Origin of the sequence: Jeotgalibaca arthritidis (assembly GCF_011100465.1) — a bacterium.
Classification (GTDB): domain Bacteria; phylum Bacillota; class Bacilli; order Lactobacillales; family Aerococcaceae; genus Jeotgalibaca; species Jeotgalibaca arthritidis.
Genome location: NZ_CP049740.1, coordinates 94,788 through 112,378 on the forward strand (window position 1 = coordinate 94,788; position 17,591 = coordinate 112,378).

General features: G+C 37.5%; 18 protein-coding genes and 1 pseudogene. 2 read left to right on the forward strand and 17 right to left on the reverse strand.

Features of this window, described 5'->3' with window-relative positions; translation table 11 throughout:
- Positions 1–28: 28 nt before the first annotated feature.
- The 15 genes and pseudogenes from murA to G7057_RS00565 form a co-directional block, all read right to left on the reverse strand.
- Positions 29–1,342, reverse strand: a complete 1,314-nt coding sequence (gene murA, locus G7057_RS00495; protein ID WP_166160547.1) for a UDP-N-acetylglucosamine 1-carboxyvinyltransferase — start codon at positions 1,340–1,342, stop codon at positions 29–31.
- 85 nt (positions 1,343–1,427) lie between these two features.
- Positions 1,428–1,664, reverse strand: a complete 237-nt coding sequence (locus G7057_RS00500; RefSeq protein WP_166160548.1) for a DUF1146 family protein — start codon at positions 1,662–1,664, stop codon at positions 1,428–1,430.
- 299 nt (positions 1,665–1,963) lie between these two features.
- Complete coding sequence (locus G7057_RS00505; RefSeq protein WP_166160549.1) at positions 1,964–2,386, reverse strand: F0F1 ATP synthase subunit epsilon; 423 nt, start codon at positions 2,384–2,386, stop codon at positions 1,964–1,966.
- 3 nt (positions 2,387–2,389) lie between these two features.
- A complete protein-coding gene (gene atpD, locus G7057_RS00510; RefSeq protein WP_076765626.1) occupies positions 2,390–3,811 on the reverse strand; it encodes a F0F1 ATP synthase subunit beta in 1,422 nt (473 codons plus the stop codon).
- 23 nt (positions 3,812–3,834) lie between these two features.
- Entirely contained in the window at positions 3,835–4,749 is a 915-nt protein-coding gene (locus G7057_RS00515) for a F0F1 ATP synthase subunit gamma (protein ID WP_166160550.1), read from the reverse strand.
- Positions 4,750–4,796: 47 nt separating this feature from the next.
- Positions 4,797–6,305, reverse strand: coding sequence for a F0F1 ATP synthase subunit alpha (gene atpA / locus G7057_RS00520; RefSeq protein ID WP_166160551.1), 1,509 nt, complete (start codon positions 6,303–6,305; stop codon positions 4,797–4,799).
- A gap of 19 nt (positions 6,306–6,324) precedes the next feature.
- Positions 6,325–6,846, reverse strand: a complete 522-nt coding sequence (locus G7057_RS00525; protein ID WP_166160552.1) for a F0F1 ATP synthase subunit delta — start codon at positions 6,844–6,846, stop codon at positions 6,325–6,327.
- A gap of 1 nt (position 6,847) precedes the next feature.
- Positions 6,848–7,351, reverse strand: a complete 504-nt coding sequence (atpF, locus tag G7057_RS00530; protein WP_166160553.1) for a F0F1 ATP synthase subunit B — start codon at positions 7,349–7,351, stop codon at positions 6,848–6,850.
- A gap of 36 nt (positions 7,352–7,387) precedes the next feature.
- Complete coding sequence (gene atpE / locus G7057_RS00535) at positions 7,388–7,600, reverse strand: F0F1 ATP synthase subunit C (RefSeq protein WP_076765617.1); 213 nt, start codon at positions 7,598–7,600, stop codon at positions 7,388–7,390.
- Between the two features lie 38 nt (positions 7,601–7,638).
- On the reverse strand, positions 7,639–8,352 hold the full coding sequence (gene atpB, locus G7057_RS00540) for a F0F1 ATP synthase subunit A (protein ID WP_166160554.1): 714 nt from the start codon (positions 8,350–8,352) through the stop codon (positions 7,639–7,641).
- 298 nt (positions 8,353–8,650) lie between these two features.
- Positions 8,651–9,269 (reverse strand): annotated as a pseudogene (upp, locus tag G7057_RS00545) (uracil phosphoribosyltransferase).
- A gap of 111 nt (positions 9,270–9,380) precedes the next feature.
- A complete protein-coding gene (gene glyA, locus G7057_RS00550; RefSeq protein ID WP_166160555.1) occupies positions 9,381–10,607 on the reverse strand; it encodes a serine hydroxymethyltransferase in 1,227 nt (408 codons plus the stop codon).
- A gap of 230 nt (positions 10,608–10,837) precedes the next feature.
- The gene (prmC, locus tag G7057_RS00555) at positions 10,838–11,695 is read right to left on the reverse strand and encodes a peptide chain release factor N(5)-glutamine methyltransferase (RefSeq protein ID WP_166160556.1); all 858 of its coding nucleotides are present in this window, start codon (positions 11,693–11,695) and stop codon (positions 10,838–10,840) included.
- Entirely contained in the window at positions 11,682–12,761 is a 1,080-nt protein-coding gene (gene prfA / locus G7057_RS00560) for a peptide chain release factor 1 (protein ID WP_166160557.1), read from the reverse strand. Before prfA ends, prmC begins: the two co-directional genes overlap by 14 nt.
- 47 nt (positions 12,762–12,808) lie before the next feature.
- The gene (locus G7057_RS00565) at positions 12,809–13,378 is read right to left on the reverse strand and encodes a thymidine kinase (RefSeq protein ID WP_166160558.1); all 570 of its coding nucleotides are present in this window, start codon (positions 13,376–13,378) and stop codon (positions 12,809–12,811) included.
- A 210-nt stretch (positions 13,379–13,588) separates the two neighbouring features.
- Here G7057_RS00565 and G7057_RS00570 point away from each other — a divergent pair, with 210 nt between their 5' ends.
- Both G7057_RS00570 and G7057_RS00575 read left to right on the forward strand, forming a co-directional pair.
- Positions 13,589–14,938: a Mur ligase family protein gene (locus G7057_RS00570; protein ID WP_227004609.1), complete on the forward strand. Its 1,350-nt coding sequence runs from the start codon at positions 13,589–13,591 to the stop codon at positions 14,936–14,938.
- Positions 14,939–15,604: a type 1 glutamine amidotransferase gene (locus G7057_RS00575; RefSeq protein ID WP_076765601.1), complete on the forward strand. Its 666-nt coding sequence runs from the start codon at positions 14,939–14,941 to the stop codon at positions 15,602–15,604. It abuts the gene before it with no gap.
- Positions 15,605–15,812: 208 nt separating this feature from the next.
- Here G7057_RS00575 and G7057_RS00580 read toward each other — a convergent pair whose 3' ends face one another.
- Positions 15,813–16,952, reverse strand: a complete 1,140-nt coding sequence (locus G7057_RS00580; protein WP_166160560.1) for a DUF1648 domain-containing protein — start codon at positions 16,950–16,952, stop codon at positions 15,813–15,815.
- Between the two features lies 1 nt (position 16,953).
- Positions 16,954–17,340 carry a GntR family transcriptional regulator gene (locus G7057_RS00585; protein WP_166160561.1) on the reverse strand — a complete coding sequence of 129 codons (387 nt, stop codon included), beginning with the start codon at positions 17,338–17,340 and terminating at the stop codon, positions 16,954–16,956.
- Between the last annotated feature and the right edge of the window lie 251 nt (positions 17,341–17,591).

Sequence of the window (17,591 nt, forward strand, 5' to 3'; positions counted from 1 at the left end):
CACTCTGTAAAAATATCGTCAATCTCATTTAATTTGCTACAAATAAGGCATCTAAGTCTGCACTTGAAAGAACATGATCTTCTTCGTTCACACGTTCAATCTCAGCACCTAGCCCTCTTAATTTAGCATCAAATCCGTAATAACCACGGTCTAAATGTTTTAAGTTTGTTACGCGCGTATAGCCCTCAGAGACTAAACCAGCAATAATCAAAGCTGCTGCTGCACGTAAGTCAGTTGCTGCTACTTCTGCGCCTTGGAATGCAGAGTTACCGTATAATAGCACTGTTTGTCCTTCGATTTTAAAGTTAGCATTCATGCGTCTTAATTCTTCTAAGTGCATGAAGCGGTTCTCAAAAACGGTCTCTGTCATCGTACTTGTTCCTTGAGAAACAAGTTGAGCAATTGTCATTTGCGCTTGCATATCCGTTGGAAAACCTGGATGTGGCATCGTCTTCACGTCAGTTGATTTCAACTGTTTTGGTCCAATAACTTGAATACCATTTTCTTTCTCTTGAATAGTAACACCCATCTCTTTCAATTTAGAAATCAATGGTTTGTTATGTTCAGCAATTGCGTCTTCTACGAAAACATCTCCATTACTGACTGCAGCAGCTACCATAAATGTACCTGCTTCAATACGGTCAGGAATAATGCTGTGTTCTACAGCATGCAATTCTTCAACACCTTCAATACGAATTGTTTCTGTTCCTGCTCCGTAAACGCGTGCACCCATGCGGTTCAAGAAATTAGCTAAATCTACAATTTCAGGTTCGCGTGCCGCATTTTCTAATGTTGTTGTTCCTTCAGCAAAGACAGCGCCCATCATCAAGTTTTGAGTTGCCCCAACGCTTGGGAAGTCCATATAAATACGCGCGCCCTTTAATTTGTCAGCATACGCTTCAACAAAGCCATTTTCAATTTTAATGGTTGCTCCCATTGCTTCGAAACCTTTTAAGTGCAAATCAATTGGACGGGTTCCAATTGCACAACCGCCTGGAAGTGCTACTTTAGCTTTCCCTAAACGACCCAACAACGGTCCCATTACAACAATAGATGCTCTCATTTTGCTAACATATTCGAATGGCGCTTCCCAACTAACGTCGCCAGTTGCATCCAATTCAATTGTACGTTCCTCTTCATTGAAATCAACATCAATATTTATATTTCTCAATACATTATTAATTGTATAAACATCAGATAAAATAGGAACGTTTTTAAGAGTTGTTTTTCCCTTAGAGGCTAAAATTGTTGCAGCCACAATAGGTAACACAGCATTTTTAGCGCCATCTACTTTTACAGTTCCTACAAGACGATTACCGCCTCGAACAATCATTTTTTCCATTTTTAAAAATCCCTCCGAGAATAAGTGCGTGATAATGTGAGGCCGTTTTTAATCGCCTTTTCAATTTATATCGTAATTAAACATTTTAGTTTGTTATTAATAAGGATAGGCTTCTAGATATTTGAAGAAAGTCTAGAAAGAATGAGCTGCATGTATAACCTAACGCAATTGACAGCAAGACATATAATACTCTCGCTTCAGGGACGTGGTTTTTTCGAATCCAACTTTCTATTCTTACTGCTTTCATAGCATAAAAAGACAAAAAAATAAATAACATATGAGAAAATAGCTCCAATAGACCAAACACAAATAAACTGTTCATCTACCCACACCTCCTCATAGTCTCAAACTATACTAACACAAATCGATGAAAAAAAAAACAAGTATAAAGTTTCTTAATAACTTTAATAAAAATGACATCATTTTTACACCTTTCCTTTTATATGAGACTCTTATATAAAATAGTAAAAAGACTTTATTACAGTTTCACGATAGAAAGTGACTTCTTTTTTCATAAATTAATGTCTTGTTTCAATTCTATAACAGCGATGCGAATAAATAAAATAATACGATTATTGAATTTGAAAAAGCCAACCTGTTAGAAAACAGATTGGCTTTTGCTTATATTCTTTTTTCAGAGACGCCTATACGGTTAATTGCTCTAGAAAGAGCAACTCTTGCTCTTTGAAACTCCATTTGGTTTTTCTCGTCTCTAGCTTTCATCATTTTTTGCTCGGCTTTTTTCTTAGCTATTTCAGCACGATCAATATCAATATCTCTCGCACGTTCCGCTGTATTGGCAATAATATTGACTTCGTTATCACGGACTTCCATGATTCCTCCGTTAATTGCAATATAGTTTTGTTGAAAGTCATCCGTCACACGGGTTACTCTTAACTCCCCAATCTTTAGCGGCAAAATAATCGGCGTGTGATTCGGCAAAATGGTAATGCCACCATCTGTTGATTCAGCATGTACCTCTTTGGCATGATGCTGAAAGATAATACCTTCTGGTGTAATTACATTCACATTCAAAATAGCCATTCTCTACACCCCTTTATACCCTAAGCTTTCTGCTTTTTTTAGAACATCCTCAATGGAACCCACGTTTCGGAATGCTTCTTCTGGGACTTGGTCATATTTACCTTCTACAATACCTTTGAATCCTTTAACGGTTTCCTTAACTGGTACAAACGACCCAGGAACGCCTGTAAATGCCTCTGCTACGTGGAAGTTTTGCGAGAGGAAGAATTGAATACGACGCGCACGCCCTACTAAAGTCTTCTCTGCATCTGACAATTCGTCCATCCCTAAAATCGCAATAATATCTTGCAATTCACGGTAGCGTTGTAAAATTTGTTGAACTTGTGTAGCAATTTCATAGTGTTCTTCTCCAACAATATCAGGAGACAAGGCACTTGAAGATGATGCCAATGGATCAACTGCAGGATAAATCCCTTGTTGTGTTAAGCGACGTTCCAAGTTAGTTGTTGCATCCAAATGGGCAAATGTTGTTGCTGGAGCAGGGTCAGTATAGTCATCGGCTGGTACATAAATCGCTTGGATTGATGTGATTGAGCCATCGTTTGTTGACGTAATACGTTCCTGTAGTTGCCCCATTTCAGTCGCCAAGGTTGGTTGATAACCAACGGCTGACGGCATTCTTCCTAATAATGCAGAAATTTCTGAACCAGCTTGCGTGAAACGGTAAATATTATCAATAAATAATAGTACATCCTGTTTCTCTTGATCACGGAAATACTCTGCCATCGTTAAACCTGTTAAGGCTACACGCATACGAGCGCCAGGTGGTTCGTTCATTTGACCAAACACCATAGCGGTACGTTTACCTACACCAGATTCTTGCATTTCATGGTAAAGGTCGTTCCCTTCACGCGTACGCTCTCCAACACCAGTAAAGACGGAAATCCCACCATGTTGGTCAGCCACATTATGAATCAATTCTTGGATTAGAACGGTTTTACCAACACCCGCTCCACCAAACAACCCAATTTTCCCACCTTTTAAATATGGCGCTAGTAGGTCGATAACTTTAATTCCTGTTTCAAGAATTTCATAACTACTACTTAATTCATCATATTTCGGTGCTTCTTTATGAATAGATTCACGCGGATAATCATCTGCAAAATCTTCTTTTAAGTCGATCGGTTGTCCTAATACATTAAATACTCGGCCGAGTGTTTCTTGACCAACTGGTACCTTAATTGGATGAGCTGTATCAATTACTTCTAACCCTCGTTGTAAGCCATCAGTAGATTGCATCGAGATTGTGCGGACAACCCCTTCACCAAGTTGCAGAACGACCTCTAGTGTAATGGTTTCAATTGTCCCATCTAGTTTTTTCTTATCAACCAATAAAGCATTATTAATATCTGGTTGTTCATTATCTAGCGGAAATAGAACATCTACTACAGGGCCTACGACTTGAACAATGTGTCCTGTTCTCATTTATTCATGCATCCCCTTTATCATTAATCGAGTGCTTGTGCACCGCCAACAATTTCATTAATTTCTTGAGTAATGGCAGCTTGTCGCAATTGGTTATACTCCATTGTCAATTGATCAATCAAGTCTTTTGCGTTATCTGTTGCACTCTTCATGGCCGTCATACGTGATGCATGCTCAGCAGCTTTTGCATCAATAATGGCACCATAAATTAAACTTTCCGCATACTGCGGTAATAATACTTCTAAAATGTCACCTTCAGTTGGTTCAAACAGATAATCAATTTCATGCTCTTCTACTTCTTCATGATCTAAATCACCTAAAGGAAGCATCATTTCCACATGAAATTGTGATGTCAATGCATTGACATGATGATTATAACAAACATACAGTTCATCAAATACAGCATCATGGAAATGCTTCACTGCTTGCGAAACCACTTGCGTGACTTCATTAAAGGAAGGTTGATCACTTAAATCGCTAACGACATATTCAACATGAATCCCGCTTTTTTTCAAATCATTAGCAAGTGTTTCACCAATTGAGATAATGACGTATTCATCAGATGTTTGATGGTCTTGTAAAATCATATCACGTGTTGCTTTCAGTATAGAACTGTTATAACTACCAGCCAGCCCTTTATCTGATGAAATAATTAAATAGCCGGTCCGTTTAACGGGTCGTCTAATTAACAAGTCATTAAAATCAATGTCTTGCTGTTCTTGTGCGGCAACATGACCATGTTCTTCAAGAAACATCAGCTGAGAGCCTGCAATATGTGTCACAATTTCTCTAATTTTTTTCGCATACATTTGATAGTTTCGAACCTGTTGTTCAACACGAGTTAGCTTAGAGGCAGAAACCATCTGCATCGCACTAGTTATTTGACTGGTTTTTTTAGTTGATGCAATTCTTTTTTTTATATCAATTAAAGAAGCCATTTTCTCACCTCACTTTAGAAAACAACTGGCTACTTTGATGTCCATTCTTAATTATGAGGAACAAAGGTCTCTACAAAATCTTTTATAACTGCTGATAATTCTTCTTCATCTGGCAATGATTTTGTTTCAACAATATGTTTCATCAAACTTGAATGGCTAATGTTCATGTAATTAAACAATTCTTTTTCAAATCGTTTTAAATCTCGAACTGGTACGGTATCCAGGAATCCATGTGTCAAGGCATATAAAATAACAATTTGATTTTCAACAGCAATCGGTTTATGCAAGTCTTGTTTTAAAACTTCCACAGTTCGATGACCACGGTTTAGTCGTTGTTGTGTTGAAACGTCTAAATCAGAACCGAATTGTGTAAAGGCTTCAAGTTCACGATAAGAAGCTAGATCTAAACGCAATGTACCGGTTACTTTCTTCATCGCTTTTACTTGCGCTGCCCCACCAACACGAGAAACAGATAGACCTGCTGAAATAGCTGGTCGAATACCAGAGAAGAATAAATCGCTCTCCAAGAAAATTTGTCCGTCTGTAATTGAGATAACGTTCGTTGGAATATAAGCTGAGATGTCTCCTGCTTGTGTTTCAACAATTGGTAATGATGTAATTGAGCCACCGCCCATTTCATCACTTAACTTAGCAGATCGTTCTAATAAACGTGAGTGCAAGTAGAAAACATCCCCTGGATAAGCTTCACGGCCAGGTGGGCGTTTCAATAGTAATGACATTTCACGATAAGCAGCTGCTTGTTTTGATAAATCATCATAAACAATTAATACGTGTTTCCCTTGATTCATAAACTCCTCTGCCATTGCTGTTGCAGCGTATGGCGCAATGTATAACATTGGAGCTGGTTGTGATGCACTTGCTGATACGACAATGGTATAATCCATCGCACGTTGTTGTCTTAACATTTCTGTTAGATTACGTACGGATGATTCTTTTTGTCCAATTGCCACATAAATACAAATAACATCTTTTCCTCTTTGATTAAGAATAGCATCAACAGCGATGGTTGTTTTCCCTGTACGACGGTCTCCAATGATCAACTCACGCTGACCACGGCCGATTGGCACTAAAGCATCGATCGCTTTTAATCCTGTTTGTAATGGTTCTGCTACAGATTGGCGGTCCATAACGCTTGGTGCTTCACTCTCAACAGGGCGTTTCTTAGTCGTTAAGATAGCACCTTGTCCATCAATTGGTTGTCCCAAAGCATTCACGACACGACCAATTAGAGCGTCTCCAACTGGAACATCCATAATACGTCCAGTACGCTTAACAACGTCACCTTCATGAATGGTCTCAAATTCACCAAAAATAACAATTCCGACGTCATCCTTTTCCAAACTTTGTGCCATACCAATGGCACCATTTGAAAATTCTAGGAGCTCGCCACTCATAACGTCTTGTAAACCAGTCGCTCTAGCGATCCCATCACCGACATAGGTCAGTTTTCCAATTTCTTCCATTTCTGGAACAGATTGAAAAGAGCTGATTCGTTCTTTTATCAAAGAATGTAAATTATCTTTATCTATCGCCACATTCTTCACCTCTTCAATCTCATTGGTCTTCTAATAGATATTTTTTCATTCCGTTTAGTTTTGTACGAAGTGTGTTATCAAATGCATAATTATCAGATTCTAATTTAACTCCGCCCAACACTGATTCATCAACAACCTCTTTGACATACAGGTGATGATTTTCAACTTTTTTACGAAAGGCCTTAATGATACGATCACGTTGCTCATGAGTGAGCGCCACTGCTGATGTAATGGTAATATTTACCGGCTTCCGATCTTCACGATGCAGCTCATCAAACAAATTAATCGCATTAACGTAAGCTGCTGTATCAATATCAGATAAAAATGCTAATGATGGCTCTGATAAGAATTGAACCGCAATTCGTAATTTTTGTTCAATAACAGCTTGGTCTTTCTCTTCCTCCATAACCTCAAGTAGGTTATCGCGAAGTTGGTTTAGTTCATAAGCCATTTTGTTGGCAACTTCTGAACTCTCAATGTTGTTATAAAAGGTTGTAACGAATAGTTTCAGAGAGGAGTCTTTAATGATTTCTCTTTCCATATTAATCTTCCAATCCTTTTATAAATTCTTCAATCAAGCGATTTTGATCGTCTACATTCAGTTCTTTACCGATAATACCTTCAGCAATACTAATTGACATTTCACTAATTTCTGAACGAAGTGATGTAAATGCTTGTTTACGCTCTAAATCAATTTCTTTTTCTGCTTGAGTACGAATTCTACGAGCATCTTCCTTAGCTTCTTCAACAATTGCTCTTTGCATTTCTGTTCCTTCAGCTTGTGCTCGTGATAGTGTATCATTTGCTTTTGTACGTGCTTCACGAAGTTGTAATTCAACCTCTGCTAGTTGCTGTTCAGCACTTAGGCGAGCTGTTTCTGCTTTATCAAGATCAGCATTAATCGCTTCTTCACGTTGAGCCAACATATTCATTAGTGGCTTCCACGCAACACTTTTAATGACAACAAATAATAGTAGAAACGAAATCAATGTTACCAGTGAATCACCCAATGTTGTCGAAGCTCCTAAAATTAAGCCTAGTGTCACATTCTCTCCTCCTCTATCAATTTATCTGTTAATTGGTTATTGGAAAATAAGTAAGAATGCTATAACTACAGCCATAATTGGCACAGCTTCAATTAACCCTACACCGATAAACATTAACGTTTGTAATCTACTTTGCAATTCAGGTTGTCTAGCAATCGCTTCGATTGTTGTTGAAATAACCTTACCGTTCCCTAATGAAGCTCCGATGGCTGCTCCTGCAACCGCAATCGCTGCTGCTATAAAATTCATATTAATTTCTCCTTTGTTTTAAAAAACTTATATTATTATTACTCTGCTTCAATTTTATGCGATAAATACACCATTGTTAGGGTTGTAAATACAAAGGCCTGAATAGACCCGATAAAAATTGAGAATCCTTGCCAAACCATTTGGAGTGGTATCCCCACTACCCATGTCAGTGGTCCTGCTGCATTTGCTAACGAAGCAATCAGCGCTAGTAAAATTTCACCAGCATAAACGTTCCCATACAGACGTAAAGCTAACGTCAATGCATTTGTGAATTCTTCTAGTAGCTTAATCGGCATTAGAACCGGAACCGGTCGAATGTAACTATTCATAAAATAGTCCTTGAAGCCCTGCTCTTTTGCTCCAAAATAATGCGTTAAAAGAAGTACCATTAAAGCAAGCGCCAGTGTTACCACGGGACTCGCTGTTGGACTCTTCCAGTAAGAGTAGCCTCCAATATTTAAAATTAAGAATAACCCCAAGACATTCGCAACCCATATGAAAAGGAATAGTGTAAAACCTAACAAGAAAAATTGTTCACCTGTCTTCCAGTCCATTGAGCTTGCAATCATGTTCTTTACGAAATCAGCTATATACTCGATAACGAGTTGCCCTTTTTTCGGACGTAGCGTTAGATTCCTTGTACAAACGTAGCAAAATAGAAAGACAATGAAGCAGGTAGCTGCCACACTAATCAGAATATTTACGCTAAAGCCAATCCCCATGAATTCAATCACTTTCGATTCATGTTCCAATCGTTTCACCTCTTTTCATTTCTATACAGCTAGAATAAGCCCTCCAGTTTAATCACTTCCATTGTCCATGAAAACGGCAGGGTTCATTTGCAAAACCATAATACCACGCTTAACCAAAATAATCAAAAATATTTATTATTTTTTTACGTATACCAATCAATATATTGAAAATCCAACATTGTGTAACTAAATATTGAACAACAAAATGATTATTTTTATTTTGAAAATACTTTCACATTTGCAATATATTGAAAAAAACATGCCTTCTCCACACAGGAAAAGACATGTTTTTATTAGACTATTTAGTTCCAAATAGACGGTCACCAGCATCTCCCAAGCCTGGAAGAATGTAACCAACTTCATTTAATTTTTCATCCAATGCTGCCGTAACAATTTCAACGTCAGGATAAGCTTCATTTAAAACTTTCACACCTTCTGGCGCTGTTACTAAGCAGACAAATTTAATATTTTGTGGTTTTGCGCCACGTTTAATTAATGCTTCAATTGCCGCAACGGCAGATCCACCTGTTGCTAACATCGGGTCAACAACAAATAATTGACGTTCTGCAATATCTGCAGGCATTTTTACGAAATACTCATGAGGTTCAAGCGTTTCTTCATCACGGTACAAACCAACATGACCTACTTTAGCTGCTGGAAGCATTGCTAAGAAGCCATCAACCATGCCTAAACCAGCACGTAAAATGGGAACAATGGCAACTTTTTTTTCCGCTTAATGTTTTTTGAACAGATTTAACAAGAGGCGTTTCAATTTCTACGTCTTCTAAAGGCATGTCTCTTGTTACTTCATAAGCCATTAGCATCGCAATTTCACTTACAACTTCACGAAAATCTTTCGTTCCTGTGTCTTTTTGTCTAATAATGGTTAATTTGTGTTGAATCAATGGATGATCCATAACTGTTACTCGTGCCAATTATATTCCCCCTCAAAATTTCACTTTTTCTATTGTATAGCATTACAATCATTTTGGCTAGAAATTTTATGCACTTGGCGGGTATTATTTGACTTATTTTCCAATGTGAAGTGGAAAGGCCTGTGTCAATTGACGCACGTTGTTTTTCACTTCATCTAGAACAGCTGGATTATCTTGATTAGAAGCTACTTTTATAATTAACTCTGCTACTTTTGTCGATTCATCTTCCTTAAATCCACGTGTTGTAATCGCTGGTGTTCCAATTCGAATACCACTTGTTTTTGTAGGGGGTAGTTGGTCATATGGAATCGCATTTTTATTAACAGTGATACCCACTTCATCTAATAGTATTTCCAATTCTTTTCCATTAATGCCGTAAGGGGAAACATCTAATAGTAACAAATGGTTATCTGTCCCGTCGCTAATCACGTTAAACTGTGATTGTTTAAAGGCATTTTCCATTGCTTTAGCATTTTTAACAACTTGATTAATATAATCTTTGTACTCTGGTTGTAGGGCTTCAAGGAAGGCAACTGCTTTAGCAGCAATGACATGTTCAAGTGGTCCACCTTGGATACCAGGGAAAATAGCAGAATTTAATTTTTTTGCGTACTCTTTTTTCGCAAGGATTAAACCACCACGAGGGCCACGTAATGTTTTATGAGTTGTCGAAGTAACCACATCAGCGTATTCAACAGGATTTTGATGATAACCTGTTGCGCACAAACCAGCGATGTGAGCCATATCAACCATCAATTTCGCGCCAACTTCATCAGCAATTTCGCGGAATTTTTTAAAATCAATATGACGTGAATAAGCACTTGCTCCTGCTACAATTAATTGTGGTTGTTCTTTAATAGCAATCTCACGAACGGTATCGTAGTTTATTGCTCCTGTTTCTTTATCAATACCATAAGAAATGAATTGGTAGTTCTTACCACTAAAGTTAACAGCAGATCCGTGTGTTAAATGACCGCCATGATTCAAGTCCATACCAAGAATTTTATCACCTGGTTGAACCAATGCCATATAAGCAGCCATGTTAGCCTGACTTCCTGAATGTGGTTGAACATTAGCATATTCTGCGCCGAATAATTCCTTAGCTCGTGAAATAGCTAAAGATTCAATAACATCGACAAACTCACAGCCCCCATAATAACGTCTGCCAGGGTATCCTTCTGCATATTTATTTGTTAAAATGCTGCCCTGTGCTCTTAAAACATCCACTGAGACCACGTTTTCTGAAGCAATTAACTCAATTCCTTCTTCTTGGCGATTTTTTTCTTTTTCAATTGCATCAAAAATTTCTTTATCAAACACTCAACATTCCCCCTGAACTCCTTTTTATTAAAGGATGATTAAATTTATCTTTAGTATATCACAGTTCATTTTAGCTTAATAGAATAATCTATAAAAAAACACACATTATTATATAAAGATGCGTTTCCAGCTGTCGAAAATCAAAAATAACCGAACATAATTAAGTGATTACGCTTGAATTGTTCGGTTAAGCGAAAAAGAGCTAGGAGTTTCATCCTAGCTCTTTCTTTTTATTTAACAATTAACATACGATCTAAGCCATTAATATCTTTTTCAATTGAAACCTCTTTATCTGGAAAAGCTTGTTGATAGAGTGATTTCAATTTTTCACCCTGCTGGAAACCAATTTCCATAAATAAACAACCGTCTGTTTTTAAATGAAATGGCAGTTCGTAAGCAAGACGCTCATATAGGCTCAAGCCATGATTCTCAGCAAACAAAGCCGTGTGGGGTTCGTATTGGAGAACAGACGAATCCATTAAGTCTTTTTCATCGTAACCAATATAAGGTGGATTGCTGATAATGCAATCAAAGGTTTCAAGCGACACAGGTTCAAGTAAGTCTCCCTTTAAAAAGCGGATTTCTACTTGATGTGTTCCAGCATTTTCAATAGCCACTTCTAATGCCTTCTCAGAAATATCGGTCGCTGTTACCTCATCTTGCGGGCGTTCCTTCTTCATCGTAATTGCAATAGCACCTGATCCTGTTCCGATATCCAAAATACGCAAAGGTTTATCCTCGGCTACTTTATTCAAATGACTAAGTGCGCGGTGAACCAACTCTTCTGTTTCTGGTCGCGGAATAAGCGTATCTTGAGTGACTTTTAAGGCATAGTCGTAAAACCATTCTTTACCGACGATGTATTGCAATGGCTTCCCCTTGATAAACTCATTAAGATCATCTAAATACTGAAGATAAACTGATTCTTCCATTGTATGGTTGAGATGACGAATAAAGTCTGTCTTCGTCCAATCCAATCGGTCTAGGAGTAAGCGTTCTGCGATATAAGTATTTAATTCTAATTTTTCTAGGTATTTCACGGCACTTTGAACAACTTGCTGATATGTTCGCGTACTAATTGATTCCATTATTTAAGTTCTCCAGTTTTTCAGTTTGATCAGCGAGGATTAAAGCATCGACGATTTCATCAAACTTACCACTTAGTATTTGATCTAGTTTTTGAATGGTTAGACCAATACGGTGATCTGTCACACGGTTTTGAGGGAAGTTGTAGGTACGAATCCGTTCCGAACGATCCCCTGTTCCCACTGCAGATTTTCTATTTGCGTCATATTCAGATTGTGCTTCACTAGACATTTTATCAAAAACACGTGCACGCAAAACTTTCATTGCTTTTTCACGGTTTTTCAGCTGTGAACGCTCATCCTGCATGGCAACAGCAATACCGGTTGGAATATGAGTTAACCGAACAGCAGATGCTGTTTTGTTAACGTGCTGTCCACCGGCACCACTTGCATGATAAATATCGACACGAATGTCTTTATCAGCTAAGTCTAGCTCTACTTCTTCCATTTCTGGCATAACCACAACTGTTGCAGTTGATGTATGAACACGACCTTGTGATTCAGTTGATGGCACACGTTGTACACGGTGGGCACCACTTTCATATTTCAATTTAGAGAATACATTTTGCCCTTTAATCATAAGAATAATTTCCTTATAACCACCAATGCCCGTAATATTAGCATCCATGACTTCTACTTTCCAACCTTGATTCTCAGAGTATTTGCTATACATTTCAAACAAATCTCCTGCGAATAAAGCCGCTTCGTCCCCACCAGCAGCACCACGAATTTCCATGATAATATTTTTGCCATCATTTGGGTCTTCAGGTAACAGTAGAACTTTAATACGTTCTTCAAGTTCAATGCGTTCATTTTTCAGTTCAGATAGTTCTTCTTTTGCCAATTCAACCATTTCTGCATCTAATTTTTCAGAGAGCATCTCTTCTGTCTCAGCAATTTCTTCTTCCATTTTTTTGTAGCGTCTAAATACTTCTACTTTTGGACGTAAATTTGCTTCTTCTTTCGTTAACTCCATCAAACGTGCTGTATCCGAAATAACCTCAGGATCACTTAATAGTTCTCCTAGTTCTTCGTAGCGGATGATGAATGCATCAAGTTGATCAAACATCTTTCTCAAAACCCTTCTATTTTCAAATATAAATCGTTTGCTGCAGCCTACAGTTCTGGATGGAAATAATGGTTACGACAAACTGGAATATACGATTCATTGCCGCCAATTTGAATTTGTTCACCTTCATAAACAGGTTTACCATCTATAATACGCATATTCATCGATGCTTTTTTATGGCAATACCAACAAATTGTTTTTATTTCTTCAAATTTATCTGCATAAAGCAACAAATACTTCGATCCTTCAAATAACTCATTTGTAAAATCGTTCTTAAGACCAAAAGCCATGACCGGTATACCTAACTCATCTACAATTTTAGCTAATTGTAATATATGGTGTTTAGCTAAAAACTGAGCTTCATCTAAAAGTACACAGTATGGTTTCTCCTTCTCAGATTTTACCACTTCATAAATATCTGTGTCCTCGCGAATAGCATAGGCTTCCCTACGAAGACCAATTCTACTTGCGACATAGCCAACTTGATCACGGTCATCGATAGCACTAGTAAAAATTAATACTGGCTTATTTTGTTCTTCGTAATTGTGGGCAACTTTTAGAATTTCAATTGTTTTCCCACTATTCATCGCGCCATATTTAAAAAATAATTGTGCCATTTTACACCTCATCAACATTTTACATAGTTATTATCTTGTAATATAATAGTAAGAAATAGCTTTAAAGTCAATCATCCAGTTTTATTTCAACAGAATGTTAAGAAATATTAAAAATTAACGATTATCGACCTGTTCGTGCTATCGTCGGCTTTCAGAATAAACACGTTTTATGCTATGATGTCAAAGAGAATTTTTGAAGGAGAGATACATTTGAGTATAAGGGGAGCATTGGCCATTTCGGTCGGAAAAGGAACACAATGGGCACTACGTAAATTTACTAACGGCGGAAGCAGTTTGCCTGGTAAACTGGCAGCTAAAATTGATCCAGCTGTATTGGCACAATTATCAAAAGACTATGAAGTCGCAATCATTACTGGTACAAATGGTAAGACACTAACAACTTCCCTAACCTACCATGTTTTACAACAAAAATTTGACCGCGTTTTAACCAATCCAACAGGTGCAAACATGGCACAAGGGATTATTTCGACATTTTTAGATCCGCAACCAACAAAAGCTGGACAAAAGAAAATGGCGATTCTCGAAGTCGATGAAGCAAGTTTAATTCATGTGACTAAATATATTAAACCAAAAATTATTGTGAATACGAATGTTTTCCGTGATCAAATGGACCGTTTCGGTGAAATCTATACGATTTATCAAAAAATGGTTGATGGTGCTGCACTAGCTCCAAATGCAACTATTTTAGCTAATGGTGATAGCCCTATTTTTAATTCTAAAGATATTGTTAATCCACAAATTTATTTTGGCTTTAACCATCAAGAAGATGGCGAGACAATGGCTCACTATAATACAGACGGTGTCTTATGTCCCAACTGCCAAAATATTTTACATTATAAATTTAATACTTATGCAAACCTTGGCAAGTATTATTGTCCGAATTGTGAGTTTAAACGTCCTGAGTTGAAGTACGCGGTGACAGCTGTTGATCATTTGGATTACCAATCATCAACCTTTGAAATCGATGGTCATCCGTTTAAAATCAATGTTGCTGGACTCTATAATATTTACAACGCTCTAGCTGCTTATTCAGTAGGTCGAGAATTTGGCCTAAGCGTTGAAGAGATTCAAAAGGGATTCTCTTCTGCTGAACAAAAATTCGGTCGCCAAGAAACCATTAAAATCGGCAGTAAAACGATTATTTTAAACCTAATTAAAAACCCAGTGGGATTAAACCAGATTATTGATTTGCTTGATTATGAAACAGATCCCTTCTCACTTTCGGTTGTTTTAAATGACCGTCCAGCAGATGGTACTGACGTGAGCTGGATTTGGGATGGCGATTTTGAAAAACTAACGACTCATCATATCGAAAGCGTTAGCGTAAGTGGTATTCGCCGTGAGGAAATGCAATTGCGTTTGAAAGTTGCAGGACTCTCTGAAGAAGAAATGACGAGCTACGATACAGTCGGTTCTCTTATTGATTCTTTCCAAAATCAACCGACAGAAAAAATTTATGTGATGGCAACTTATACAGCTGTTCTTAACTTACGAAAAGAATTAGCAGAACGTGGTTACATCAAAGAGAGGATGAAATAGTTGAAACTACGCATTGGTCATTTATACGGAAATCTATTAAATACATATGGCGACAACGGAAACTTACTGATGTTGCAATACTGCGCTAAACAAAGAGGCGTTCAAGTCGAAACTGACATTGTGAGTTTAAATCAACCCTTCAATCCCAATGACTATGATCTTGTCTTCTTCGGTGGCGGTCAGGATTATGAACAATATATCGTTTCAAAAGATATCCAAGCAAAAGCTGATGCTATTAAAACCTACATTGATAACGATGGTGTCTTACTTGCCATTTGTGGCGGCTACCAATTATTAGGTCACTACTATGTCGATGCTAAAGGTAAAAAAATTAGCGGCATTAGTGCTATTGATTACTACACTTTGAACCAAGATAATAATCGCTTTATCGGAGACATTACAATCGTTGATGAAGAGACAGGCGATACTTACAATGGTTTTGAAAATCACAACGGTCGGACATTCTTAGGTGACGGTGTTCAGCCTTTAGGTATTGTTCAAGTGGGTAAAGGAAATAATGGTGAGGATAAAACAGAAGGCGCACGTTATAAAAATGTTTTCTGCTCTTATTTCCATGGTCCTCTATTAGTTAGAAACAACCATTTAGCAGAACGTATTGTTGATTTAGCTATTAAAAACCATCAAAAAAAGAACTTATTAGCATAAGAAAAGCGGACAAGTCCGCCTTGGCCTATGAAAAAATAGGAAATTTGACCCTGAATGAGCAGCGATGCGCGCAATGGGGCAAATTTATCTTTTTTTCACTAGGTCAGGACTTGGGAGCTAGACATTGATGGCTGAACTTATAATCCCCTAGACTATAAAATAAATCCGTCAGGAAGAAAATTCTTCTGACGGATTTTTATATACTTTTTTATTGATCCAGTAATAATCCCCAAAGGACCATCGCTAACGTTAGAATCACTATGCCTAATGTGAACGCCCAAGCCTGCCATCTGGCTAAATTTACGGTCGTTCCAATACCGAAGCGTTTTTCGACAAAAATAGCTGCGTCATCGGGATTATAATAAAACATTCCTGCTAACCACTTATCATCATCTTCGGGATCTTGGTAGTATTGGCTAGTCTCATCATCATTGTCAATTTTTAGTTTTTCACCAGCTTGACCGTACTTAAGAGATAAATAGATCGAACTAGCTATGGTAAAGACTAAGAAGGTAAAAATAGATACCATCGCAATCCAAATATAAGTTTCATCCAACAATGTAGTTGTTAGAAACGAGACTGATATTAATAGCTGTGTCAATATCGAGAGTGCAAAGAAAAAACGCGTCCATGCTTGGCGAAATAGCTTACTCTTTAGACTGGACACAAGTGGCGCCAAAGGAGAAAGTTTTTGACGTGATTTAATAAAGGAATAATAAGCTAAATATAAGATAGGAACCATTAGCATTTGCAGGCCAGGAAATGCTAAAACCGTGACGTAAGACTTCATTACAAATTGATTAGCTTGAAACTGCGAATCAAAGTTAATCGGGATTTGATTGGGTATACGATCATAATTCAATAAAGCAATCAAAGTAGTCATCACAATAATAAAGAGTTGCCACAAAATGACAGCACGACTGGAAATTAATTTTAAGTCTTTATGAAAATTAGTATCAATAATAACGGTCTTCTTTATGTCGTTTGTATCATTAATAAACTGTTTTTTCCAAGTCGTTATTTTCTTTCGATAGAACAGATACAGAGCAAATGATATCGCCATAAATAAAAAGATACTCACTATAAGGTAAATCGATACCGCAACCTCAACCGCTTCACCCTCAAAAACAAAGGGCATGACTAACATCGGAAGTGCAAGTAACACACTGATCACAACATTAATCGTGACATAATTCTTAACGAGACCTTTTAAAAAAACTGATTTTAACTCATCGACTGGCACACTAATGCCAAATGGCGTTGCCCTTCTACTAAAGTAAGGCGTTAATCCAGTCGTCACCCCCATAGCAATGACAGTAAAAACCATCAATCCAATAAATAACCACATCCTAGTTATCCCCCTTTCTTAATGCTACCGTGAGTTCCGACAACCATTCTTGAACTGTTTTCTCAGAATGATTATGAACGAGTATATCCACTAATACATCTTCCAAACGTTTCTTCATTTCATCCTCTTGCTCTTCGTCAGTTTGACGATTAATTTTCGGACTCACGACATAACCTTTTTTACTTTTTAACAGCAAGCCTTCTTCTGTCAGAATATTGTATGCCTTATTAACGGTATGCATATTAACACCTAGGTCGCTCGCCAAAACACGAACACTCGGCAAGTCATCCCCTGCGACTAAGGTTTCTTTGACGATGGCTTTTTTTATTTGGCTAGTCAATTGGGTATAAATTGCAATCGGACTCGTCTGTTCAATTTCTAAAAACATTTCAACCACCTCAGCTCTACTTGTTATATATCAAGTATAACACATATCGGTTGAATTTCAATAAATCTGTCGAGTGAGAGAAAAAAAGATGCTCAGTTGACAGTTTTCAAGCTAATTATGTCGACTGAGCTTAAAAAAATTGCCTACTCGACACTTTATTCGTTTTTTATGTCGAGTGAGGCAAAAAAAACATCTCAGTCTACAGTTTTACTTGTATGTAAAAAAACGTCAGAAGGTTTTCAACCTTCTGA

Coding starts and splice junctions, on each gene's coding strand:
- murA (WP_166160547.1), bottom strand. CDS start 1,342: ATGGAAAAAATGATTGTTCGAGGCGGTAATCGTCTTGTAGGAACTGTA.
- G7057_RS00500 (WP_166160548.1), bottom strand. CDS start 1,664: ATGAACAGTTTATTTGTGTTTGGTCTATTGGAGCTATTTTCTCATATG.
- G7057_RS00505 (WP_166160549.1), bottom strand. CDS start 2,386: ATGGCTATTTTGAATGTGAATGTAATTACACCAGAAGGTATTATCTTT.
- atpD (WP_076765626.1), bottom strand. CDS start 3,811: ATGAGAACAGGACACATTGTTCAAGTCGTAGGCCCTGTAGTAGATGTT.
- G7057_RS00515 (WP_166160550.1), bottom strand. CDS start 4,749: ATGGCTTCTTTAATTGATATAAAAAAAAGAATTGCATCAACTAAAAAA.
- G7057_RS00525 (WP_166160552.1), bottom strand. CDS start 6,846: ATGGAAAGAGAAATCATTAAAGACTCCTCTCTGAAACTATTCGTTACA.
- atpE (WP_076765617.1), bottom strand. CDS start 7,600: ATGAATTTTATAGCAGCAGCGATTGCGGTTGCAGGAGCAGCCATCGGA.
- prmC (WP_166160556.1), bottom strand. CDS start 11,695: ATGGAATCAATTAGTACGCGAACATATCAGCAAGTTGTTCAAAGTGCC.
- prfA (WP_166160557.1), bottom strand. CDS start 12,761: ATGTTTGATCAACTTGATGCATTCATCATCCGCTACGAAGAACTAGGA.
- G7057_RS00565 (WP_166160558.1), bottom strand. CDS start 13,378: ATGGCACAATTATTTTTTAAATATGGCGCGATGAATAGTGGGAAAACA.
- G7057_RS00580 (WP_166160560.1), bottom strand. CDS start 16,952: ATGTGGTTATTTATTGGATTGATGGTTTTTACTGTCATTGCTATGGGG.
- G7057_RS00585 (WP_166160561.1), bottom strand. CDS start 17,340: ATGTTTTTAGAAATTGAACAGACGAGTCCGATTGCAATTTATACCCAA.